This window comes from Allobosea sp. 05T439, from assembly GCF_056396005.1.
In genome coordinates this window covers 1-22300 of sequence record NZ_JBFTKP010000003.1, presented here as the reverse complement: position 1 = coordinate 22300, position 22300 = coordinate 1, and the positions used below count along the sequence as shown (strand labels likewise).

Genomic DNA, 22300 nt, shown 5'->3' with positions numbered 1-22300 from the left:
GATGTCATGCATGGGCGGGAAAGAGCCCCTTCGGGCGCATGAGCAGCACGATTGCCATCAGCAGGTAGATCCCCATCGAGGACAGGCCGCCGGCGAGCGCATCTGCCTCGGATGGATTCATGACCGAGCGCAGCAGGCCGGGGAGGAAGGCGCGCAGGCTGGTGTCGACGAGGCCGACGATCAGCGCGCCGAAGAAGGCGCCCCGGATCGAGCCCACGCCGCCGATCACCACGACCACGAAGGTCATGATCAGGATCTGCTCGCCCATGCCGACCTGGACGGCGAGGATCGGCCCCGCCATCAGCCCGGCAAGTCCGGCGAGCAAGGCGCCGAGCCCGAACACCGCCGTGTACAGCAGGCGAATGTCCACGCCGAGCGCCCTGACCAACTCGCGATGGGTCGCGCCGGCGCGCACCAGCATGCCGACGCGTGTGCGGTTGATTAGGAGATAGAGCCCGAAGGCCACCGCAAGGCCAACCGCGATGACCGCGATCCGGTAGACCGGATAGACCAGCCCCGGCAGCAATTCGACGGAGCCGTTCAGTTCAGGAGGCACCGAGACGAAGAGCGGCTGCCTGCCGAACAGGATCGTCACCGATTGGTTGAAGATGAGGATGAGCGCGAAGGTCGCGAGCACCTGATCGAGATGGTCGCGCGCATAGAGCCGGCGCAGGACCAGGAGTTCGACCGCCATGCCGGCCGCCGCCGCCGCCGCGAGCCCGGCTGGCACTGCGAGCAGCAGTGAGCCGGTGCTGGTCGCGACAAAGGCTCCGGCATAGGCCCCGATCATGTAGAGCGAGCCATGCGCCAGGTTGATCACGCCCATGATGCCGAAGATCAGTGTCAGCCCGGCGGCGAGCAGGAACAGCATCACGCCGAACTGCAGGCCGTTGAGCAGTTGTTCGAGGATCAGCGCCATGGGCGGTCCACCTGATCAGAGCTTGCACTGCGCCGCGTAGGCGTCGCCGTAATTCGTCAGGATCTTGCCGACGGTCTTGAGGACGAGCTTGCCATCGCTGTCCTTTTCGGCCCGCAGCCCATACCAATCCTGGATCGGATGCTGGTTCGGGCCGAACTTGAAAGCGCCGCGCACGGACTGGAAATCGGCCTTGGCGAGCGCCTTGCGCAGGGCCGGCACATCGGGTTTTCCAGCGGTGGCCTTGAGCGCGGAGGCGATGGCCAGCGCCGTGTCATAGCCCTGGCTCGCGTAATAGGTCGCCGGGCGGTTATAGGCCTTGGTCCAGGCCGCCATGAAGGCCTTGTTGGCCGGGTTGTCGAAGTCGGAATTCCAGTGGCTCGAGGCGTTCACGCCAAGCGCGGMATCGCCGACCGCGGCAAGCGTCACCGCATCGAGCGAGGGGGCTGCGACGACCATCGGAATCTTGCCGGTCAATCCMGCCTGCTGGTACTGGCGCAAGAATGCGATACCGAGGCCGCCGGGGTTGAACTGGTAGACGAAGTCGGGATTGGCGGCACGAATCTGCGCCATCTCCGCGGCGAAATCGGTCTGGTCGAGACGGGTATAGACCTCGCCCACGACCTCGCCCTTGAACATCCGCTTGAAGCCGGCGATGGCATCCTTGCCCGCCTGGTAGTTGGCGGCCAGGACGAAGGCCTTCTTATAGCCGAGATTGTTGGCGTTCTGGCCGGCGCTCTCGTGCAGGCTGTCGTTCTGCCAGGCGATGGCGAAGTAGTTCTCGTGGCATTCCTTGCCCGCGAGATTGGACGGCGCGGCGTTGGCGCTGACATAGAGCGCGCCGGAATCGACGATGTCGGGCACGGTGGCGCCGGCGACGTTCGAGAAGACGATGCCGGTCAGGATCTTGATCCCATCGGTCTTGAGCATGCGCTCCGCGATCTGCTTGCCCTGACCGGGCTTGAGAGCGTCATCCTCGACGACAAGCTCGACGGGAGCGCCGCCGAGCTTGCCGCCCTGCATCTCGATGGCGAGCTTGAAGCCATCGCGAATATCCTGGCCGAGATATCCGCCCGGTCCGGACAGGGTGGTGATCATGCCGATCTTGACGGGCTGCTGGGCGATGGCAGCTCCCGTCATCGAGGCGGAGGCCAGCAGGCCCAATAGCAATCTGCGAAATGTCATCGTGAGCTCCAGTTGCTTGCGTTCATGCCTCTGAGATTTTTGCTGCGCCTTATTCGTGCTGGCGCTTGCGTGGGAGGAACCCGCGGCGCGGCCGGGATTCGGCCGCGCCGCTGAATTCCTACAGGCAGACCCATCCGGCCGGCGGTTCCTTGCCGGGATGGAGCGTGCCGCAATGCGGGCAGGTGCGGGCCTGCTCGTTGTTGTAGAAGGCCTTGTAGAGCGGCGGCAGGTCGTCGACGATGCTGACCAGATCGACCTCGACGCGATGCACGAGCTTCGTGCAGTTGAAGCAGTACCATTCGAAGGCGTCGAGCCAGCCCTCGGGCCGCTTCGGCTCGATGACGAGGCCGATTGAGCCTTCCTGCGGGCGCTGCGGCGAATGGCGCACATGCGGCGGCAGCAGGAAGATCTCGCCCTCCCGGATCGTCACGTCGTAATGCTTCCCGTCATCCACGACCTTGAGCATCATGTCGCCCTTGAGCTGGTAGAAGAACTCCTCCACCGGATCGTCATGATAGTCGGTGCGCTGGTTGGGGCCGCCGACGACGGTGACCATCAGGTCGGAATCCGTCCAGATCTGCTGGTTGCCAACCGGAGGCTTCAGCAGATGCTGGTGCTCCTCGATCCATTTCGCGAAGTTGAAGGCCTTCAGCCGTCCTTCCGTCGCCATCGTTCCACCTCTCCCGTTTCGTCTGCCGGCGGCTCAGCCGGTCTTGGCCAATGATGCATCTGCGGCGTGCAGCTTCAGGCCGCAGGACTCGAAGGCGGCGCGCGTCGCAGCCTTCTCTGTCTCTGTCAGCTCCAGCAGCGGCGGCCTGACCCGGCCGCCGGCCTGGCCGAGCAGCTCCTGCCAGTATTTCTGATGGGCGTGCGGTTTCTCGGCGGGCCTTGTGCCACGCAGCGCCTCGCGGACCGGGTTCAGGCTGTCGCGCACGGCGCGCGCCTGCGCGGCGTCGCCACGGAAGGCGAGATCGGTATATTCGCGCATCCGCAGATCATGCGGCGTCTGGATCAGGCAGGGCGGCGAGGAGCAGAGATAGAGCTGCCAGCCGAGCTCGAGAATGTTGTCGAGCCATTCCTCCTCGGAGGCGCTGCTGACCAGGATGCGATCGCCGGCGAGCCTGGTAAGCTCGGCATACATCGGGCGCGGCACACTGTACTTGATCGCGACGACGTTCTCGATGTCGGCCAGCCGGTTGCAGAGCTGTGGCGAGAGCAGGTAGCCGCTGTCGGGATGGCTCCACAGCGCAATCCCGATATCGACCTTCTCGGCAATCGTCCGGTAGTATTCGTAGACCGTCTCCTCCTGCGCCTTGAAGAAATGCAGGACCGGGGCGTGGATGACGATGTAGTCGGCGCCGACCTTCTGCGCATGCCGGGCGAGATCGATCACCACATCCATGTTCTGGTCCGAACAGGACATGATCGTCGCGGCCCGGCCGGCCGCGGCCGCGACGGCGATCTCGAAGCTGAGCTTGCGCTCCTCGAGCGACATCGAGAAGAACTCGCCCTGCTTGCCGGCGATGAACAGGCCGTCGATGCCGAGCTGATCGGTCCAGTGCCGGATATTCGTGCTGAAGCCGTCCCGGTCGATCGCGAGATCGCGGGTGAACGGCGTCAGCGCGGCAGCCCAGATGCCTTTCATATTGGCGCGGGCATAGGCCTTTGCGTCTTTCTTTGAATATTTCATGCCGATGCTCCTGTTGCGGCCCCGCCGTCAGAGACCGCGTTCAGATGCTCATGCGGTGCGAGACGTTCTTGATGACGGTGTAATGCGATAGCCCCTCGGCCCCGCCCTCGCGGCCGTAGCCGCTGTCCTTCACGCCCCCGAACGGCGTCTCCGCGACGGAGGCCTCGAGGGTATTGATCGAGAGGTTGCCGGCCTCGATCCTTTCCGCCAGCCGGTCCGCATTGCTTGCGGCATGCGTGAACGCATAGGCGGCGAGCCCGAAGCGCAGGGCATTGGCCTTCTCGATCGCCTCGTCGAGGGACGAGACCGGGTTGATCAGCGCCAGCGGGCCGAACGGCTCCTCTCGCATGGCGCGCGCGTCATCGGGAACATCGGCTATGACGGTGACCGGGAAGAAGTAGCCGCGGTTGCCCAGCCGTTCGCCGCCGGCCAGCACGCGCCCTCCCTTGGCCCGTGCATCGGCGACCAGCGTCTCGAGCGCCTCGATGCGGCGGGAATTGGCGACGGGGCCCATCTCTGTCGACGGGTCCAGGCCATTGCCGATGGTCACCGCGCGGGCCTTCTCGGCGAAGGTCCGGGCGAAGGTGGCGTAGATGCTTTTGTGAACGAAGAAGCGTGTCGGAGAGGTGCAGACCTGTCCGGCATTGCGCGACTTGCGCTGCGCGGAGGCGATGGCGGCGGCCACCGGGTCGACGTCGTCGCAAACGATGACCGGGGCGTGGCCGCCAAGCTCCATGAGCACGGGCTTCATATGGCGCGCCGCCAGAGTCGTCAGGTGCTTGCCGACTGCGGTCGAACCGGTGAAGGCGATCAGGCGGGTCTGCTCCTGGGGAATGAGATAGTCGGACACCTCCGACGGAATGCCGAAGACGAGGTTGAGCACGCCGGCCGGCAGCCCGGCATCGTGAAAGGCCCGGGCAATATGGATGGCGCCGGCAGGCGTCTCCTCGGCAGCCTTGAGAATGATCGAGCAGCCGGCCGCCAACGCGCCGGCGATCTTCCGGGAGGGCTGGCTCATCGGGAAGTTCCACGGCGAGAAAGCCGCCACCATCCCGATCGGCTGATGCATGACGATGTATTTGATGCCGGGCTCGCTGGGGATGACGCGGCCATAGAGGCGCTGGCCCTCGGCGGCATCCCATTCGAAGAACTCGCAGCCCCGGATCACTTCCAGGCGGGCCTGTCCAATTGGCTTTCCGTGTTCCAGCGTGATCGAGAAGGCGATCTCTTCGATGCGCTCACGCATGAGGGCGGCGGCCTTGAGGATGATCTCGCCGCGCCGGCGCGGCGATGTCCGGCTCCAGATCATGAACCCGTCGGCCGACGCGGACAGTGCGGCGTCCAGATCCGACCGCGTCGCGAGCGGGACCATGCCGATGACGCTCTCGTCGACGGGGTTCAGGACCGGCTGCCCATTCGAGGCGCTCTTCCATGCGCCGCCGATATACATCTGAAGGTCAGGGTAGCAGTTCATCATGAGCCTCGAATGGACGGTGCCGGCGGGAGCACAGCGCTTGCGATCGACGAGCATCCGGCTTCGCTCCGCGAGGGGCACGATGGCCCGTGCGGCGCGCTGCCAGGCCCGTTGCCATCCTGCAGCGCGGGACGCTCCTTGACCTGAAGCCCTGCCATCCCCGGCCATCTCCAGGGCCGGGCCCGCCCGATGCGTGACCCCCGCCTTGACCAGGATCATCGATTGGGATGGGCTATACGGCAATTCTACATATTTGTATGAATTCAGATGATTTGCTTATGAGTGTCTGCCATGACCGTCTCGCTTCGACAGATCCGGGCCTTTCTCGCCGTGGCGGAATGCGGCACCTTCACCAAGGCTGCGGAACGGCTGCACATGGCTCAGCCCGCACTCTCGCAGCTCGTGCGTGAGCTGGAGCGGGAACTCGGCCTGCGCCTGTTCGACCGGACGACGCGACGCGTCGAATTGACCGAGGGCGGGCGCGAGTTCCAGGGCGCGTCGGCCAAGATCATGCACGACCTGGATCTGGCCGTGCGCAATGCCAATAATCTCGCAGAAAGACGGCGTGGCCGGATTGTCGTCGCCGCTCCCCCCTTGCTGGCGGCCGTCCTGCTGCCGATGGCCATCGTCGAGCTCGGTCAGCGCTATCCCGGCATCGAGGTCGCCATCATCGACGCGCGGACCGATGCGATCGTCGAGGAGGTCAGGCTTGGCCGGGCAGATTGCGGGCTGGGCACGTTCTCGGCGATCGAGGACGGCATCGAACGCATGCCGCTGGCGCGGGACAGTCTCATGCTGTTCTGTGCCCGGACGCATCCCTTCGCCACGCGCTCCTCGCTGCCATGGGCCGATCTGGCCGGGCAGCCTCTGATCACCCTGACCAGGGACAGCGGTATCAGGCTGCTGGTCGAGGTCGGCTATGAGACCGCGGAAGTGCCGTTGCGACCGCTCTACGCGGTCTCGCAGATCACCACGGCATTGGCGCTGGTCGAGGCCGGTCTCGGCATCGCGGTGCTCCCGACCTATGCGCTGGCCATGACCCCACATCGCCCGATCGCCGCCCGACCCCTGGTCGAGCCGACGATCGCACGCGACGTCGTCATGATCCGGCCCAGCGGCCGTTCGCCGTCGCCCGCCGTCCTGGCTTTCGAGAGCATTCTGCGCGGCTCGATCCGGCGACTGGGCGAACTGGACTGGAGCATGTCGAGCGAGGCGGGGATGTGACGGGCACGGAGCCTACGGCCGTCAGACGACGCAGACTCGCCCCACGGCCTGCAGCGCGGCTTCCGCTCGATCTCGACTGTGCTTCCTCCGAGCGCGGGCACCAGGCCGGGGGGAGATCCGCTAGCAGCTGGCCATGGCAGTCCGGCTGTCCGCGCCGAATGATCGCTCTGGGGAAAGCGGCCGACGAGGAAGGGCGACTATTCTCGGACGCTGCTCTCATCATCCGGCAGTATTCGCCGGGGCGGTCAGACCTGCCTCACGTGTGATACCTCAAAGCCTCGACGAGCAACGCAAAGGCCGCCGATGGCTGGCGCCGGCTGGGGTAATACAGGTGGTAGCCGGAAAAGGGCGGGCACCAGTCCTCCAGCACGCGGACCAGGCTGCCCCGGGCAAGCTGCTCCGCCACATGGTCCTCCATCACGAAGCCGAGCCCGAAGCCGGCCTCGGCGGCGCGCGCGATCATACTGACATTGTTGAAGGCGAGCCGACCCTCCACCCGGACGCGGACTTCGCGTCCATCCCGCTCCAGCTCCCAGGCGTAGAGGCCGCCGCCGCTCAACAGGCGCAGGTTGATGCAGCTGTGCTCGGCGAGGTCATGCGGGGTCAGGGGAATGGAGCGGGTGGCGAGATAGCCGGGCGATCCGACCACCACCATGCGCAGATCCGGCCCGATCCGGACCGCTACCATGTCCTTGGCGAGCGCTTCGCCGAGCCGGACGCCGGCGTCGAAGCGCTCGGTGACGATGTCGGTCAGGCTGGAATCGATGCTGAGCTCGACATGGATGTCGGGGTAATGCGGCAGGAACCGCTCCAGAGCCGGCCAGAGCACGGTCGTCGCCGCGTGCTCCGAGGTCGTGATGCGGATCGTCCCGGCCGGCTTCTCGCGCAACTCGTTGAGGGAGGCCAGTTCCGAGCCGATGCTCTCCAGAGCCGGGCGCAGCGTGCCGAGCAGCCGCTCCCCGGCCGCGGTCGGCGCGACGCTGCGGGTGGTGCGGGTCAGCAGGCGCACGCCCAGCCTGGTCTCGAGCCGGCGGATCGTATGGCTCAGCGAGGATTGCGAGGTGCCGAGCTTGGCGGCCGCGCGCGTGAAACTCTGCTCCTCGGCGACCGTCAGGAAGGCATTGAGATCGACCAGTTCCTCGCGCCGCATTCATGAACTCCCGATATGGCTTCATGCGGTTTCTATCGCCTAATCCAATGAATGTCGCGCGGCTACAGTGCTTGGGAGGGGCGGGAGTCTGTCCGGCTCCAGGCACGAGGACGTGAGGAAACGTGGATGGACATCAAGCGAAGCGKGGCGCAGCCTTCTGCAAAGGGGCCGGCCGAGTATTTCACGGGCACGGTCAGGATCGATGCGCCCTTTGCCGGCGGCGCCGCCCTGAGCGGCGCGACCGTCACCTTCGAACCCGGAGCGCGGACGGCCTGGCACACCCATCCGCTCGGCCAGACCCTTCTGGTGCTCTCGGGGCTGGGCCGGGTGCAGCGCGAGGGCGGTCCGGTCGAGGAGATCCGGCCCGGCGACATCGTCTGGTTCGAACCGGGCGAGAAACACTGGCACGGCGCCGCGCCGGACTGCGCCATGGCGCATGTCGCCATTGCCGCGATGAAGGATGGTTCGGTGGTGACCTGGATGGAGAAGGTCGTGGACCAGGATTATCTCTGGCAGGTTCATCGCGGAGAGGTGCAGGGATGACGGATGATCGCAGCCCTGCGCAAAAGGCCTATGGCGATGTCGCTCCGGCCCTTGCCGGTTTGGGCGATCGCGTCCTGTTCGGCGAGGTCTGGGAGCGCCCCGGCCTGTCGAAGTGCGACCGCAGCCGGATCACCGTCGCGAGCCTGGTTGCGCTCAACCGCACGAACGAACCGCCCGGCCATGTCCGGCGCGCGCTCGACAATGGCGTGACGGCGGACGAGCTGACCGAGCTCGTCACCCATCTTGCCCTCTCAGCGGGCTGGCCGACCGCCAATTCCGCCATTCCTGTGCTGCGCCAGGCCCTCGATGAGGCCGGCGCTTCAACGACCATCAGGACGGGAGACCTGGCATGAAGACCATTGGCTATGCCGCCCGGTCGGCCGCTTCGCCGCTCGCCCCCTTCGATGTCACGCGGCGGGAGCTTCGGCCGAACGATGTTGCGATGGAGGTGCTCTATTGCGGCGTCTGCCACACCGATCTGCACCAGGCCCGCAACGACTGGGGMTGGAGCCAGTATCCCATGGTGCCGGGCCATGAGATCGTCGGCCGGGTGACCGCGGTCGGCCGCGATGTCCGCCGCTACAAGGCCGGCGATCATGTCGCCGTCGGCTGCATGGTCGATTCCTGCCAGGCCTGCGACCAGTGCCGCAAGGGGCTGGAACAGCTCTGCCGCAAGGGCAATGTCCAGACCTATAACGACAAGGAGCGCTTCTCCTGCGAGCCGGCCGAGCCGACCTATGGCGGCTATTCCAAGCACCTCGTGGTGCGCGAGGAGTTTGCGCTGCGCGTGCCCGACGGGCTCGATCTCGCCAAGGTCGCGCCGCTGCTCTGCGCTGGCATCACCACCTATTCGCCGCTGCGCACCTGGAATGTCGGACCGGGCAGCCGCGTCGGCGTGGTTGGTCTCGGCGGCCTCGGCCATATGGCGGTGAAGCTCGCGGCTGCGCTCGGCGCCGATGTCACGGTGATGAGCCGTACGGCAGACAAGCAGGCCGATGCGCTGGCGCTCGGCGCCGACCGGCTGCTGGTCTCCAGCGATGCCGAGGCCATGGCCAGGGCCGCAAACGGCTTTGACCTGATCATCGATACCGTTCCGGTCAGGCACGACATCAACCCCTATCTCTCGCTGCTCGATGTCGATGCGACGCTCGTCCTGGTCGGCCAGGTCGGGCCGCTCGCGGAGCCCTCGACCGTGCCGCTGCTGCTCGGCCGCCGGCGTATCGCCGGCTCGCCGATCGGCGGCATCGCCGAGACGCAGGAGATGCTGGATTTCTGCGCCAAGAAGGGGGTTCATCCCGATGTGGAGATGATCCGCATGGACGAGATCAACGACGCCTTCCTGCGGCTCGAGCGCGCCGATGTGCGCTACCGCTTCGTCATCGACATGGCCTCGCTGGTTCCAGCGCAGGCGGGGTAGGGCGCGCGGGTCGGATCAAGATCATGGCCGCGCCATCGCGCATGGTGGTGCCATTCCGAAGGGCGGTGCCATTCCGTGCGAGCGCCTTGGGGGAGCAAGCCATGAGACCCATCGTCATCTGCCACATGCTCTCGTCGCTGGACGGCAGCCTCCATCCGAGCCGCTTCACCTGGAGCCCCGATGGCAGCAAGGCCGAATGGTCCAGGCTCTATGAAGAGGTCCATGAGGGGCTCGAGCCCGACGCCTGGCTCGTCGGCCGGGTAACGATGGCCGAGATCAGCAAGGTCGGTCCGCACGCACCGGCCCAGGTCGGCCCGGTCGAGCGGCCCTGCCATTTCGCGGTCCGTGAAGCCGAGTGCTTTGCGATAGCGCTCGATCCATCCGGCAAACTCCACTTTGCCGGGCCGAAGATCGGCGGCGACCCTGTCGTGGTGCTGCTCGGCCCTGGGGTTGCAGACAGTCATCTCGCCGAACTCGCCGCGGACGGTGTCTCCTATATCGTCGCCGAAACCGCGAAGATCGATCTGGCCGCCATGCTGGATGTCCTCGGCCACGAGCTCGGCATCCACCGGCTGCTGCTCGAGGGCGGCGCCGGTATCAACGGCTCTTTCTTCGCCGCAAGCCTGGTCAACGAGCTGAGCCTGCTCCTCGTGCCCGCCCTCGACGGACGGGGCGGACATCAGGGTTTCGTCGAGGCCGGAGAAGACGGCCTCGACGGCGATGTGCAGCTCTCCTTCAAGAGCTGCGAACCGCTGGCGCATGGCATCCTGCATCTGCGCTACATCGTGGCGCCCCGCTGAGGCCCGGACGCTGCGCCAAGAAGGGTGTTCATCCCGATGTCGAGATGATCGGCATGGACGAGATCAACGACGCCTTCGAGCGGCTCGAGCGTAGCGATGTGCGCTGTCGCAGCGTCATCGACATGGCCTTGCTGGTCCAGCGGCAGGGGCGCAGGGACGCGTGCCCAGGATCATGGCCGCGTCATTCCACATGGCGCGGCCAGTCCTGGCGATGCAACCACTTGTGTCGCTCCGCCTTTGCGGTGCCGGCGTCAGCGCCCGACCGAGGGCAGCCGCGGCCTCGCAACCGATGCCGATCTGGGAGGCGAGGACGCGACGATCCGGTCCGATGCCTCGAGCGCAGCGATCACGCTGGGCTGAATGTAGCTCCGCAAGTCCTGTCGCCAGGTTTCGGTMATCTTGTCCCAATGAAACTGATGATGGTTTCGTACGGATTCATGCAATGCCCGGGCGGCCGCCTCGACGGCCGCCGCGACGCGTCTCTGGTCCATCTCATACCCCCTGCAACCCACCCCATGAGTATGGGCAGATCATCGCGGGGGCGGGAAGGTCCGGTCTATGAGGCGAAGGACACATTACGGTTATTCCGGCTCTCGTATCCTCCATTGCCAACGCGCGGCGATGCCGGGCAAGGCCGAGGTGCCGTCCCGATCGAAACCCGGTCATCCCATCCGAAGTCTCAGCCGACCTGCCACGGCGCAGACGCTCTCCCGCAAGCACTCCTTCTGGGTTAGGCTGGCATCTACCTGATCGGTCGCATCAGGAAGGGGAGCCGCCATGAGGCCAGCCTCCAGACTGTCATTCGGCGTGTGCGCTTTCGGCTTGGCTTTGAGCGTGACCGGAGCGGCATCCGCGCAGCCCGCCGTGCCGGCGCCTGTCGTCACCATCACCTACGAGGCGCCGAAGAACCCGGCGCATCAGCCCGTCCTCGATCTCCTGCGTGAAAAGCAGGCACTCGAGAAGGCGGCCGAATTCTACCGGCTTTTCCGGCTGCCGAGGCCATTGACGCTGAAGGCGAAGGGCTGCGACGGCGAGATCGATGCCTGGTTCGAGAATGACGAGATCACGATCTGCTACGAGTATGTCGCGTATGTCCTCGACATCGCGCGGGGTCCCAAGCGGCCCGATTGGGTGAGTGAGAACGATGCTCTTGTCGGGCCGGTCATCGACCTGTTTCTTCACGAAGGCGGGCACGCGATCTTCGACTATCTCAAGATTCCGGTGCTGGGGAATGAGGAGGACGCCGCCGATTTCGTTGCGTCCTACATGGAGCTCAACCTTTACAAGGCTGATGCCTACGGCCTGATCGCCGGCATCGTCTATTGCTACCTCAACGAGGCGGGCGTCCACAGCTTCAAGAAGCTCAAGCGGATGCCGGGCGGCCCGGTCGACGGGCAGACATTCGCCGATGCTCACAGCACTCCGCTGCAGCGCATGTACAACGTGCTTTGCCTCGCCTATGGCTCCGACCCCGTCCGCTACAAGGCGCTGGTCGACAAGGGCGTGCTGCCGGCCGAACGCGCCAGTGGCTGCAAGGTCGAATATGAACAGGTCGACCACGCCTTCAAGACGCTGCTCGTCCCGCATCTTGACCAGGCGGCGCTGGCCCGGCTGTATCCGCAGGTGAATTCCGCCGCGCCGAAATAGAGTGTCTGTCTGCAGAAGGTGAAGCCCGGCTTGGCTCTCGGGACCCTATCATCGGGCTCACCAGGCGCGCGGCCTCGCGCACCCGTCGCCGAGACATCGAGGGATAGAATTCAGGCAAGCAGAGCAAAGCAGGCAAGTATTGTGAGAAGAGAACGGCCAGTTGAACCGGCCGTTCTCTGACATATTGGCTTGGGGCGTCAGCCCTTGGTGACGATGGGCGTTGCCGCTGGCGCGGGCGGGGGTGCTTTGCCCTTGCCGTAATAGGCGCATCCGCCGACGCCAGACAACGCCACTGAAATAGCCAGGATCAGGAGTGTTTTCATTGCGCAGCCCTCGTTGAGTAGGTCCCCACCCCGTCATCATAGTACAGATTGGCGACTAAATCCCGATGAATCCTCGCCTCGAAGTTTATCCCGGCGCAAACTGATGGTGTGATCGTTGCCCTGACCATCGCAGCGCCGGGGCAGCAGGGCGGCAAATCGCRGAGCCATGGTCGAACCCCTGCCAGCCCGGCCTTCCTGCTCCGCTTCCGGCCCATGATGGTTCGAGAATGTTTCGATTTTTTTAGCATTTACAAAGAGCGTTGACTAAGCAACCATTCGCTCGGCCTGGGGAGGTGAAGTACGGTACAGAGGTTCTGGGATCATGCCGGACCGCTCGGTTGCGATCGTCGACGACCACCCCTTGTTGATGGAGGGGATCGGAGCACTGCTCAAACGATGGGGCGGTTTCGCGCTCACCGCGACCGGGAACATCGCGGAGGATATCGTCTCGATCGTCAGGACGCACCGCCCCGGTGAGATGATCGTCGATCTCAATATGGTGGGGGATGTCTTCCAGGCGATTGCGGACGCGCTGAAGATCGCTCCCGAGACAAAGATCATCGTGTTCACAGCCTCGACAAGCCCCGATGATGCGATCAGGGCCCTGGATGCCGGAGCAAGGGGCTATGTCCTGAAAGGCAGCCCCGGCGAGGATCTGTTCCAGGCGCTTCAGGCCGCGCAGCACGGCGATGTCTATGTCACACCCGCCTTCGCGACCAAGGTGATCGGTGCCTTGCAGGACAAGGCGGTCGAACGCCAGAAGGCGATCAGCAACAGGCTCAGCGTCCGCGAGGAGCAGATCGTCAAATTGCTGCTGCTTGGGAAACGCAACAGCGAGATTGCCCGCGAGCTGTCGCTCAGCGACAAGACCATCAAGGGCTACATGACCAACCTGATGGCCAAGCTGAACGTGCGCAACCGCCTCGAGGTGGTGCTCGCCGCGCAAAGGCTCTATCCGCCGATGACCATCGCGACGGTCACAAGGCTCCACTCCTAAGGGAAGCCTGATCTCATCTGCTTGCCCGAGATGATGGCGCCGACGGCCTGGACGATGCGCCAGCCGATCATCGCTCCGGCGCTGCCCGCGAATGCGCAACCGGCCGAGCCGATGACGAAGAGCACGAGGCCGATCGCCACCGGCCGGCACCGGCCATAGCGGTCGCTGATCGGGCCCCAGAACAGCTGGCCGAGGCTGAAGCCGGTCAGGAAACCCGAGACCGTGAGCTCGATCAGCCCGGTATCGGCGCGAAGAGCGCGTGCGCCATCTCCGGCAAGGCGGGCAGATAGAGGTCGGTCGAGATCGACGCGAAACCCATCAGCACGCTGAGCACGCCGAGCACCCGCCAGGGCTGGCCGGCCGCATCAGGGCGCGACCGGGCGGCGGCGCAGGCCAGCGCCTTGGCTTCGATGTCGTTGCTCATGGGCCAGTTCCGTACGGTTGACCTGCCGGCGCTCAAAGGCCGGTGGTCGCGAGCAATTGCGCGGGATAGCGCTCGCCCTCGATCGCGATCGCCGCCGCAGCCTGCTCGATCTCGGCAAGATCGGCGGCGGTGAGCTCGACCGCGACGGCGCCAAGGTTCTCCTCGAGGCGATGAAGCTTGGTCGTTCCGGGGATCGGCACGATCCAGGGCTTCTGGGCGAGCAGCCAGGCGAGCGCGATCTGCGCCGGCTTCGCGCCCTTCTCGGTGGCGATGCGCTGGAGGAGATCGACCAAGGCCTGGTTCTTCGCCATGGCTTCGGGAGTGAAACGCGGCAGGATGCTGCGGAAATCGCCCTCGCCGAGCTTGGTGTCCTTGCTCATCGCGCCGGTGAGAAAACCCTTGCCGAGCGGGCTGTAGGGCACGAGGCCGATGCCCAGTTCCTCGCAGGTTTCCAGGATGCCATTGCTCTCGACGCCGCGCGTCCACAGCGAATACTCGTTCTGCAGGGCGGTGATCGGCTGCACGGCATGGGCGCGGCGTGCTGTCTTCGCGCCGGGTTCGGAGAGCCCGAAATGCCTGACCTTGCCGGCCGCGATCAGGTCCTTGACGGCGCCGGCGACATCCTCGATCGGCACGCCGGGGGTCGACACGGTGCTGGTAGAACAGGTCGATGACATCGACGCCGAGCCGCTTGAGGGAGGCATCCGCGACCGCCTTGATCTGCGCGGGCCGGCTGTTCAGGCCGGACTGCTTGCCCTCGACGAAGTTGAAGCCGAACTTGGTGGCGATCACCACCTGGTCACGGACCGGTCGTAGCGCTTCCCCGACCATCTCCTCATTGGTGTAGGGGCCATAGACTTCGGCCGTATCGAAGAAGGTGACGCCGCGCTCCACCGCCTGGCGGATCAGCGTGACGCCCTCCTGCCTGCTGAGCCTGTTGGCATAGCCGAAATCCAGCCCCATGCAGCCATAACCGAGGGCCGACACCGCTAGGCCATTCTGTCCAAGAAGACGTGACTTCATCGCCTGTTCTCCGGGGTTCAAAGGGCGTTCTCTCGCCGTGCTGCCGAAGATAGGGGAGGCGCCATCGATCAATTAGACGGCATAGACCGCATGAAGTCATATCCGTAGTTCATGAGTAAGCCTGAGCCGTGGCGTGCTAAACTGGCGCGTTCGTCACGCGCCGTACCTTTCGGGAGCGGCGAGTGCGCCGCTGGTGGAGGTCTGCTCCGGGGCGAAACTCAAACCCAGATGGCCGCTCCGGCAATCTGCTGGGAGTGGCAGCTGGATTCGACACGGCGTCTCGCTCGGTGCGATCATTGCCCGCAACCGGGAGGGAACCATGCACGGCGGTCCCCATGGCCAAGAGGCCTTCATCAACACGCTGGCAGCGTCGCTGGCCGGTGCCGCGAGCCTCGCCAGGAACGCCCTGGTCGAGATCGCCATTCTGGGCGGGCCGGAGCGTCTCGATGCCCTGGAGCAGCGGTTTCTGAACGACGCCAAGAACGCAACGATTGAAGGCGTCTCCATCGAAGAGGATGCTCGTCTGCTCAACGATATCGTCGCGACGGTCGGGATGATCTTTGCGCAGGCTCGGGAGGCCGTGGCCGAGCGCCTTGGCGATCAGCCGCGGCGAGGCGGCGAGGGGCCGAACCCCAATGGCGGGGAGCCTTAGGGCGCCGGCCCGAAAAGCGGATTGCGGCTTTTGCGGGCAGCCGATGCAGAGGCAGAAGGCTGTCGCCTGCCACTGATCCTCGATATCTCCGGGGGGCGGAAGGCGGCAAACCCAAAAATGCCCGTCACCGCTGGAAGAGGGGCGAACTTATGGCGACGCTGGAGGCAGAACGTCCCCCTCGGCGAGCGCGGCATTTCGGTAGCGAGGATCATTCGTGACTTCGAGTCCGACCCAAGACGGAAGATCGACATGCTGAGCGGCCTCGATCAGTTCGACCTCGGCGATCACAAGCCCTGCATGGCGGCCTGAGAACACATCCACGTCCCACGTCAACCCGCCATGCTCGACCCTGTATCGCGTCTTTTCGAGGGGTGGGCCGATGCACAGCGTCAGCAGCATCTCCTCGGCTTCCGCGACGGGGATTTCGTATTCGAACTCCGGGCGGGCCAGACCATGAGTCTCCCCCTTGATGGTGAGGAACGCCTCAGCGGCGGCACAGCGGATGCGGACGCTGGTTGTCCCCTTCGGCGTAAGATAGCCCTGGCGCAGGGGCTGCCCCGGGCCAGCTTTCTCCCGCCAATCGTCGGCGATGACGAGGAATTTGCGTTCAATCTCTGTGCCCATGTCCGGTTCGCTGTTGGGTCTCGTCTCACCAGCGATAACCTGATTGGCGTTCTCGGCATAACCCATAGGGGGAGCTCACCGCTTCACTCCGGACCCCGGATCGGCATCCCGGATTGGGTTTCGGCCGGCAGGCGTCGAAGGCCCTTTTCCGGTGCCGCCGCAATACTGGCCGTGCCTCCGCAGCAACAGCGAACGCTTTGCTCCGTCATCGTCCTCCCGGAGACAGAATTTTTCGCCGAGCAGCAGCGTTCTCGCATGCGCAGCTCCAGGAGAATGACGTTCGCCGTTTCGTTGTATTTCAGAAAGAACATTCTGTTTGACTAAAAGAACGATTCTTCGCCAGTATTTCGACGGCCGGTCGCGACATTCATCCCTGGCCGGGCACGAGCTGAGTGAGGAACAACCATGTCGAGCGATGCGCTTTCCGCAGGGACACAAGGGCTGAGGCGCCGCACGATCCTGGCCATGTCGCTCCTGCTTTCGGTCGCCGCCCCCGGTCTTGCGGCGGCCCAGGGGCAGCCCGCACCACTTGCGAAGGCTCCGGTCGGCACGAGGCTGGTCGTCGCCGATCAGAATGAGGCGCTGCAGAGCCTGATGCGGGCGTCGGGCGCCCATGACAGGCTGTCGAGCCAGGTGACCTATGCCAATTTTCTCGGCGGCCCGGCCATTCTCGAAGCCTTCCGGGCGGGGGCTCTCGATCTCGCGACCGTCGGCAACACGCCGCCCATCCAGGCCCATGCGGCTGGCGAGCAGATTCCGATCGTGGCGGCGCGCACCTCGTCCGAAACCGACTACGCGCTGGCCGTACGCCCCGGGCTGAAGATCGCCTCGCTGGAGGAACTGCGCGGCAAGAGCATCGCCTATGGCGAGGGGACGGGCCGTCAGCCCTTCGTTCTCAACGCGCTGAAGCTCGCGKGGCTGACGAAGAAGGATGTGCGGCTCGTGCCCTTGCGGGCCGCCGATTTCCCGGATGCGGTGCGAACGGGGCAGGTCGATGTAGCGGCGCTGAACGAGCCGCATTTCTCGCGCTATCTCGCCGATTTCGCCGATCGCGGCGCGAGCGCCCTGCCGAAGGACCAGAACGACCGCCTGCCGAAGAGCCTGACCTATCTCTATGCGAGCAAGCGGGCCCTGGACGATCCGGCCAAGCTCGCAGCCATTCGCGAGTTCGTGGCGGCCTGGATCGATGCCAACCGCTGGTCGCATGCGAATGCCGAGGGCTGGGTCGAGGCCTATTACGTCAAGCGCCAGAACCTCAAGCCGGCGGATGGGCGCAGGATCGTCGAAGCCGAGGGGCGCTTCGAATTTCCCCTGCTCGCCAGCCTGATCCCGAAGCAGCAGGCCTTGATCGACGTCATCCACGAGGCTGGCGACCTGCCGAAACGGCTCGATGCACGCGAGGAATTCGATCTGCGCTTCGACGACATCATCGCCGCCAAATCCAATTGAGGCTGTCCATGTCCGATCAAAGCCACGCGCTGATTGCCACGGCCTATTCGGTGCCCTTCGCCGCGATTGCGGGCGTTCCGGCGCAGGCAAACCCGACGCCCCCCGCGCAGGGCAAGCTCCCGAAACTGGCGCCGGGCCGCCTGCCTGCGGGCGCCATCCTGTTCGGGCCGGTCGCGCTGGTCGTTCTCTGGGAGCTCGCCTCGCTGACGGGGTGGCTCTCGCCGAAATTCCTCGCGGCGCCGTCGATCGCCCTGTTCACCGGCTTCGAGCTGCTGCAATCGGGCACGCTTGCCGACCATTTCCTGGCATCGGCGGGGCGCGCCTATCTGGGGCTCGGCATCGGCGTCGCGGTCGGCCTGCTGCTGGCGCTCGCATCCGGTCTCAGCCGGATCGGCGAGGCCTCGATCGACGGCCTCGTCCAGATCAAGCGGGCGATCCCGACGCTCGCGCTGATCCCGCTCGCGATCCTCTGGCTCGGGATCGGCGAGGCCATGAAGGTGGCCCTGATCGCCTCCAGCGTCTTCGTGCCGATCTATATCAACACCCATGCGGCGCTGCGGGGCATCGATATCCGCCATGTCGAGCTCGCCCGCAGCGTCGGGCTGACGCGCAGCGCCTTCCTGCGCGAGGTGGCGCTGCCCGGCGCGTTGCCGGGCTTCTTCACCGGCCTGCGACTTGCCGTGACCACCTGCTGGACGGCGCTCGTCGTGCTCGAACAGATCAATACCAGCCAGGGCATCGGCTACTTGATGAACCGCGCCCGCGACTATGGCCAGACCGATATCATCGTGGTCGGCCTCGCGATCTATGCGGTGCTCGGCCTCGGCTCCGATTTCGCCGTCCGGCTCTGGGAGCGCAAGGCGTTGTCCTATCGCAAGGCGCTGGCGTCATGAACGCCTCGGCTCATCCGCTCCGCCTGCCGCAGCCGGACGCCCTCGCGGTCAGCCTGCGCGACGTCACGCGCCGCTTCTCCGGCCGCAGTGTGCTCGGGCCCGCCTCGCTGGATTTCGCCGCGGGCGAGTTCGTCGCGCTCATCGGCAAGAGCGGTTCGGGCAAGAGCACGTTGCTGCGCGCCATCGCCGGGCTCGACGATGGTGTCGAGGGCGAGGGCACGCTCACGGTGCCGGCCGACCGCTCCGTCCTCTTCCAGGATTCGCGGCTGCTGCCCTGGAAGAGCGTGCTGCAGAATGTCGTCTTCGGCCTGCATGCGGCCGACAGCGACGCTCGCGGGCGGCAGGCGCTGGCCGATGTCGGCCTCTCCGGGCGGGAGGAGGCGTGGCCGAACGCGCTTTCCGGCGGCGAACAGCAACGGGTGGCGCTCGCCCGCTCCCTGGTGCGCCAGCCGCGCCTGCTTCTGGCGGACGAGCCCTTCGGCGCACTCGACGCGCTGACGCGGATCCGGATGCACGATCTCCTCTTCCGCCTGATCCGGCAGCATCGCCCGACCGTCCTGCTCGTCACCCATGACGTCGACGAAGCGATCAAGCTCGCCGATCGCGTGCTCGTCATCGACGAAGGACGCATCACCCTCGACCAGCCGGTTTCCTTGGCCCACCCGCGCGCCAGGCACCCGGGCTTTGCTGTGCTGCGTGGCGAACTCCTCGCCGCCCTCGGCGTCACCGATCCCATCTGACCGACACCCGAGAGAGCGAACCCATGACCCGTGAACTTCACCTCAATCTCTTCATCAACGGTCGCGGCCATCACGAGGCGGCCTGGCGTCACGACGGTTCGACGCAGCGGGCGCTGACCGACGTCGCCTACTACCGCGACCTGGCGCTGGCGGCTGAGGCGGCAAAGCTCGATTCCGTCTTCTTCGCCGACCATGTCGCGCTGGGCGACGAGCTTGAACATGCGGCGCGCGGGGAACTCGAACCGCTGACCCTGCTCGGCGCACTCTCGGCGCTGACCGAGCGCATCGGGTTGATCGCGACGGCCTCGACGACCTATAGCGAGCCTTACAATCTCGCCCGGCAGCTCGCCTCGCTCGACCATCTCAGCGGCGGCCGCATCGGCTGGAACATCGTGACCTCCTGGGCGCCGGCGGCCGCGGGGAACTTTGGCCAGGAGCGGCAGGCCGGGATCGACCAGCGCTATGAGCGGGCTCACGAGTTCGTCGAGGTTGCCTCGAAACTCTGGGACAGCTGGGCGGCGGACGCGATCCTCGACGACCGCGAGACCGGGCATTTCGCCAGGCCCGACCGGATCCGCCGCGCCGACCATCGCGGCACGCATTTCGGGGTTGCCGGCGCGCTGAACATCCCGCGCTCGCCGCAGGGGAGGCCCGTCTTCGTCCAGGCGGGCGCCTCGACCGATGGCCGTGCTTTCGCGGCCCGCTATGCCGAGGCGATCTTCACCGCGCATCTCACCAAGGAGAGCGCGATTGCCTTCTATTCCGACATCAAGACGCAAGCCCGCGTGCTCGGCCGCCGGGGCGACCAGATCGTCATCCTGCCCGGGATCAGCGCTGCGATCGGCTCGACTGAAGTCGAGGCGAAGCGGGTATGGGAGGAGTTGAACGAGCTGTCCCACCCGACAGTTGGCCTGTCGCGCCTGTCGAACCGCTTCGGCGGCCATGATTTCTCGCATCTGCAGCTCGACCAGGTCCTGTCGGTCGACGATTTTCCCGATCCCTCGCAGGTGCAGGCCTCGCGCAGCCGGGCGCAGGCGATCACCGCCCTGGTCGGGCGCGAGCGGCCGACGCTGCGCGGGTTGCTGCACAGCCTTGCCGGAGCGCGCGGGCATTTCACCGCGACCGGCACGCCCGAGCAGATCGCCGATGTGATCGAGGACTGGTTCGTCTCGGGCGCGGCCGACGGCTTCAACGTCATGCCGCCGATCCTGCCGCGCCAGTTCGCTCTCTTCACCAGCGAGGTCGTGCCATTGCTGCAGAAGCGCGGACTGTTCCGGACCGAGTATGGCGAGGGCACCTTACGCCAGCGCCTGGGGCTCGATCCGGTGCCGAGCCAATTCGACCAGCAGGCGCCGCTGCAAAGATCCGCCTGATCGCCGCAGCGCGCGCCGAGACCGCGCTACGGGAGCTGTCTCGGGCGGGTGGTCCTGGGGAGGTGCTACGATCAACCCGATACAACGGCGCGGGTGAGGGGGCTTGTCACGTCGCAAGGGACCGCCCGGCCCCGGTCATGCCTCAGAGCAGCGTGATCTTGCCGCTCGCCAGCTCGTAATGTGCCCCGACGACCTTGATCTTCCTGCTAGCAACGAACTCCGCGAGGATCGGTTTGGCGGTCTCGAGACGGCGTTTGCCGCGGCGGATGTTTTCCGCGATCGCCGCGGCAAGGAGGTCGTCCGGCTTGCCGGCCTTGGCGGCCGCGACCGCCGGCCTGAGCTCGCGCACCATTTCCTGGAGATGGCCCGGCAGGGTCGCCTTGTCCCGCACGACCTTGATCGTGGCGTCGATGGCGCCACAGCCCGAATGGCCAAGGACCATGACGAGCGGCGTGTTGAGGTATTTCACGGCATATTCGAGGCTGGCCAGGCCATCGTCATTGACGAAATTGCCGGCGAGACGAACCACGAAGAGGTCGCCGGGGCCCTGGTCGAAGGCGAGTTCCGGCGAGACCCGCGAATCCGCGCAGCTCAGGATCGCAGCCACCGGATACTGGGCGCTGGCGCGGGCAGCCCGGCCGGCCGAGTAATCCTGATTGGTCGGGGTGTTCGCGGCATAGCGGGCATTGCCCTCCATCAGCCGCTTCAGCACTTCGTCGGGCGAGATCGCATTCTGCGGGGGCGCGGCCTGGGCGAAGGCTTGCCGGGGCAGGGCGGCGGCGCCGGCAAGGGCCACCATGCCGGAAAACAGGCCACGGCGGGACAGGCCGGGCGCGGGCGAGCAGCAGAGATCACACATGACGGAAGTCTCCTCCAGAACGGCCTGCATGGCGCGCAGCCCCGGCCGCTGAGCGCGGCGATTCACGATCCTTGCCGCCAGGCTCGCAGACGCAGCCTGCGCCCTATTACTGCTACAGGATGGGGATACTGCGAAGTGGGGATTTTGCAGGGCTTCCTCATGGGTAGCCCGCCTGAACCCGGCCCATTGCGGCATTCCATCCGTCCTGAGTCCGGGCTGGCGGCCCGCTGAAGGCCTCAGTGGTCCGCGAGGGGGCAGTCGCTCCACTTCTGGCCGATCGGCGAGCATCCGGTGTCCGGCGTGGTCGCGCTGCGCGGCTCCCGCATATCTGGCTTGTGCCGGAAGCGGACCTTAAGCGCCACCTTCGCCGATTGCCTTAAGCCGGGCTTAATTCTGTAGCTCTTACCACCAGCGTTGAATCCAAAGCATCGTCACGCTTTAGATTTAATAAAAGAAGGCTGGATCCGGTCAATCTATTGACCGGTCTCTTGTCAGATGAATCTGAGGGTAAGTCATGAATAGTCAAGATATCCAGGGGATGGTGAACAATCTGAAGGAAGGTCGCCTCTCGCGGCGTTCCTTTATTCAGCGAATGGCGGCAGTGGGTATTACTGCGCCGATCGCGAGCCAGATCCTCGCCTGGAACGGCGTCGCAATGGCGAACGCAACGATCGAATACAAGCCGACGAAGGCTGGCGGCGGCGGGCCGCTGAAGATCCTGCTCTGGCAGGCACCGACCCTGCTGAATCCGCATTTCGCCAGCGGCACCAAGGACCAGATCGCCTCGCGCGTTTTCTTCGAGCCGCTCGCCGGCTGGGACAAGGACGGCAATCTCGTTCCCCAACTCGCCGCCGAGATCCCGACCAAGGCCAATGGCGGAGTGTCTGCCGACGGCAA

General features: G+C 65.7%; 24 protein-coding genes and 1 pseudogene. 13 read left to right on the top strand and 12 right to left on the bottom strand.

Annotated elements, in window-relative coordinates:
• Positions 1 to 4: 4 nt before the first annotated feature.
• The 5 genes from AC1DIO_RS04045 to AC1DIO_RS04025 all read right to left on the bottom strand — a co-directional run bounded on the left by AC1DIO_RS04045 (position 5) and on the right by AC1DIO_RS04025 (position 5265).
• Complete coding sequence (locus AC1DIO_RS04045; protein WP_441504559.1) at positions 5 to 919, bottom strand: branched-chain amino acid ABC transporter permease; 915 nt, start codon at positions 917 to 919, stop codon at positions 5 to 7.
• 15 nt (positions 920 to 934) lie between these two features.
• Complete coding sequence (locus tag AC1DIO_RS04040) at positions 935 to 2101, bottom strand: ABC transporter substrate-binding protein (RefSeq protein WP_476853144.1); 1167 nt, start codon at positions 2099 to 2101, stop codon at positions 935 to 937.
• Between the two features lie 118 nt (positions 2102 to 2219).
• Entirely contained in the window at positions 2220 to 2771 is a 552-nt protein-coding gene (locus AC1DIO_RS04035) for a 3-hydroxyanthranilate 3,4-dioxygenase (protein WP_441488463.1), read from the bottom strand.
• Between the two features lie 33 nt (positions 2772 to 2804).
• The gene (locus AC1DIO_RS04030) at positions 2805 to 3791 is read right to left on the bottom strand and encodes a dihydrodipicolinate synthase family protein (protein WP_441504557.1); all 987 of its coding nucleotides are present in this window, start codon (positions 3789 to 3791) and stop codon (positions 2805 to 2807) included.
• A 40-nt stretch (positions 3792 to 3831) separates the two neighbouring features.
• Positions 3832 to 5265 (bottom strand): NAD-dependent succinate-semialdehyde dehydrogenase, encoded by a 1434-nt coding sequence (locus AC1DIO_RS04025; protein ID WP_441504851.1) that lies wholly within the window; start codon positions 5263 to 5265, stop codon positions 3832 to 3834.
• 291 nt (positions 5266 to 5556) lie between these two features.
• Between AC1DIO_RS04025 and AC1DIO_RS04020 the strand changes: the two genes are divergently transcribed.
• The gene (locus AC1DIO_RS04020; RefSeq protein WP_476853143.1) at positions 5557 to 6489 is read left to right on the top strand and encodes a LysR family transcriptional regulator; all 933 of its coding nucleotides are present in this window, start codon (positions 5557 to 5559) and stop codon (positions 6487 to 6489) included.
• Positions 6490 to 6745: 256 nt separating this feature from the next.
• On the opposite strand, the gene AC1DIO_RS04015 is transcribed toward AC1DIO_RS04020, so the two are convergent.
• Entirely contained in the window at positions 6746 to 7639 is an 894-nt protein-coding gene (locus AC1DIO_RS04015) for a LysR family transcriptional regulator (RefSeq protein ID WP_441504555.1), read from the bottom strand.
• 126 nt (positions 7640 to 7765) lie between these two features.
• Between AC1DIO_RS04015 and AC1DIO_RS04010 the strand changes: the two genes are divergently transcribed.
• The 5 genes from AC1DIO_RS04010 to AC1DIO_RS03990 all read left to right on the top strand — a co-directional run bounded on the left by AC1DIO_RS04010 (position 7766) and on the right by AC1DIO_RS03990 (position 12046).
• The gene (locus AC1DIO_RS04010; protein ID WP_476853142.1) at positions 7766 to 8182 is read left to right on the top strand and encodes a (R)-mandelonitrile lyase; all 417 of its coding nucleotides are present in this window, start codon (positions 7766 to 7768) and stop codon (positions 8180 to 8182) included.
• Positions 8179 to 8535, top strand: coding sequence for a carboxymuconolactone decarboxylase family protein (locus AC1DIO_RS04005; RefSeq protein ID WP_441504553.1), 357 nt, complete (start codon positions 8179 to 8181; stop codon positions 8533 to 8535). The genes AC1DIO_RS04010 and AC1DIO_RS04005 overlap by 4 nt, the downstream gene beginning before the upstream one ends.
• Positions 8532 to 9599: an NAD(P)-dependent alcohol dehydrogenase gene (locus tag AC1DIO_RS04000; RefSeq protein WP_441504552.1), complete on the top strand. Its 1068-nt coding sequence runs from the start codon at positions 8532 to 8534 to the stop codon at positions 9597 to 9599. Before AC1DIO_RS04005 ends, AC1DIO_RS04000 begins: the two co-directional genes overlap by 4 nt.
• A 101-nt stretch (positions 9600 to 9700) precedes the next feature.
• Positions 9701 to 10399 carry a RibD family protein gene (locus tag AC1DIO_RS03995; protein ID WP_441504551.1) on the top strand — a complete coding sequence of 233 codons (699 nt, stop codon included), beginning with the start codon at positions 9701 to 9703 and terminating at the stop codon, positions 10397 to 10399.
• 864 nt (positions 10400 to 11263) lie between these two features.
• Positions 11264 to 12046 (top strand): DUF4344 domain-containing metallopeptidase, encoded by a 783-nt coding sequence (locus AC1DIO_RS03990; RefSeq protein ID WP_441504550.1) that lies wholly within the window; start codon positions 11264 to 11266, stop codon positions 12044 to 12046.
• A gap of 197 nt (positions 12047 to 12243) precedes the next feature.
• Here the strand turns inward: AC1DIO_RS03990 and AC1DIO_RS03985 are convergent, their stop codons facing one another.
• On the bottom strand, positions 12244 to 12369 hold the full coding sequence (locus AC1DIO_RS03985) for a hypothetical protein (protein WP_441504549.1): 126 nt from the start codon (positions 12367 to 12369) through the stop codon (positions 12244 to 12246).
• Between the two features lie 322 nt (positions 12370 to 12691).
• On the opposite strand from AC1DIO_RS03985, the gene AC1DIO_RS03980 reads away from it, so the two are divergent.
• The gene (locus tag AC1DIO_RS03980; RefSeq protein ID WP_441504548.1) at positions 12692 to 13366 is read left to right on the top strand and encodes a LuxR C-terminal-related transcriptional regulator; all 675 of its coding nucleotides are present in this window, start codon (positions 12692 to 12694) and stop codon (positions 13364 to 13366) included.
• Here the strand turns inward: AC1DIO_RS03980 and AC1DIO_RS03975 are convergent.
• The 3 genes and pseudogenes from AC1DIO_RS03975 to AC1DIO_RS03965 form a co-directional block, all read right to left on the bottom strand.
• Positions 13363 to 13575, bottom strand: a complete 213-nt coding sequence (locus AC1DIO_RS03975) for an MFS transporter (RefSeq protein WP_441504850.1) — start codon at positions 13573 to 13575, stop codon at positions 13363 to 13365. The genes AC1DIO_RS03980 and AC1DIO_RS03975 overlap by 4 nt on opposite strands.
• Before the next feature lie 23 nt (positions 13576 to 13598).
• Positions 13599 to 13790 (bottom strand): hypothetical protein, encoded by a 192-nt coding sequence (locus AC1DIO_RS03970; protein WP_441504547.1) that lies wholly within the window; start codon positions 13788 to 13790, stop codon positions 13599 to 13601.
• Between the two features lie 32 nt (positions 13791 to 13822).
• Positions 13823 to 14813 (bottom strand): annotated as a pseudogene (locus AC1DIO_RS03965) (aldo/keto reductase).
• 319 nt (positions 14814 to 15132) lie between these two features.
• Between AC1DIO_RS03965 and AC1DIO_RS03960 the strand changes: the two are divergent.
• Positions 15133 to 15465 (top strand): hypothetical protein, encoded by a 333-nt coding sequence (locus tag AC1DIO_RS03960; protein WP_441504546.1) that lies wholly within the window; start codon positions 15133 to 15135, stop codon positions 15463 to 15465.
• Positions 15466 to 15612: 147 nt separating this feature from the next.
• On the opposite strand, the gene AC1DIO_RS03955 is transcribed toward AC1DIO_RS03960, so the two are convergent.
• A complete protein-coding gene (locus AC1DIO_RS03955; protein ID WP_441504849.1) occupies positions 15613 to 16089 on the bottom strand; it encodes a CYTH domain-containing protein in 477 nt (158 codons plus the stop codon).
• A 405-nt stretch (positions 16090 to 16494) separates the two neighbouring features.
• On the opposite strand from AC1DIO_RS03955, the gene AC1DIO_RS03950 reads away from it, so the two are divergent.
• Genes AC1DIO_RS03950 through AC1DIO_RS03935 form a run of 4 tightly spaced genes read left to right on the top strand, consistent with a single transcriptional unit; the run spans position 16495 to position 20544 of the window.
• Positions 16495 to 17538: a PhnD/SsuA/transferrin family substrate-binding protein gene (locus AC1DIO_RS03950; protein ID WP_476853141.1), complete on the top strand. Its 1044-nt coding sequence runs from the start codon at positions 16495 to 16497 to the stop codon at positions 17536 to 17538.
• A gap of 8 nt (positions 17539 to 17546) precedes the next feature.
• Complete coding sequence (locus tag AC1DIO_RS03945) at positions 17547 to 18431, top strand: ABC transporter permease (protein ID WP_441504544.1); 885 nt, start codon at positions 17547 to 17549, stop codon at positions 18429 to 18431.
• Positions 18428 to 19171, top strand: a complete 744-nt coding sequence (locus tag AC1DIO_RS03940; RefSeq protein WP_441504543.1) for an ABC transporter ATP-binding protein — start codon at positions 18428 to 18430, stop codon at positions 19169 to 19171. Before AC1DIO_RS03945 ends, AC1DIO_RS03940 begins: the two co-directional genes overlap by 4 nt.
• Positions 19172 to 19194: 23 nt before the next feature.
• The gene (locus AC1DIO_RS03935) at positions 19195 to 20544 is read left to right on the top strand and encodes an LLM class flavin-dependent oxidoreductase (protein WP_441504542.1); all 1350 of its coding nucleotides are present in this window, start codon (positions 19195 to 19197) and stop codon (positions 20542 to 20544) included.
• A gap of 142 nt (positions 20545 to 20686) precedes the next feature.
• On the opposite strand, the gene AC1DIO_RS03930 is transcribed toward AC1DIO_RS03935, so the two are convergent.
• Positions 20687 to 21403 carry a carbonic anhydrase gene (locus tag AC1DIO_RS03930; protein ID WP_441504541.1) on the bottom strand — a complete coding sequence of 239 codons (717 nt, stop codon included), beginning with the start codon at positions 21401 to 21403 and terminating at the stop codon, positions 20687 to 20689.
• Between the two features lie 514 nt (positions 21404 to 21917).
• Between AC1DIO_RS03930 and AC1DIO_RS03925 the strand changes: the two genes are divergently transcribed.
• Positions 21918 to 22300 (top strand): twin-arginine translocation signal domain-containing protein (locus AC1DIO_RS03925; protein ID WP_476853140.1); only part of this gene is annotated, 383 nt, incomplete at its 3' end.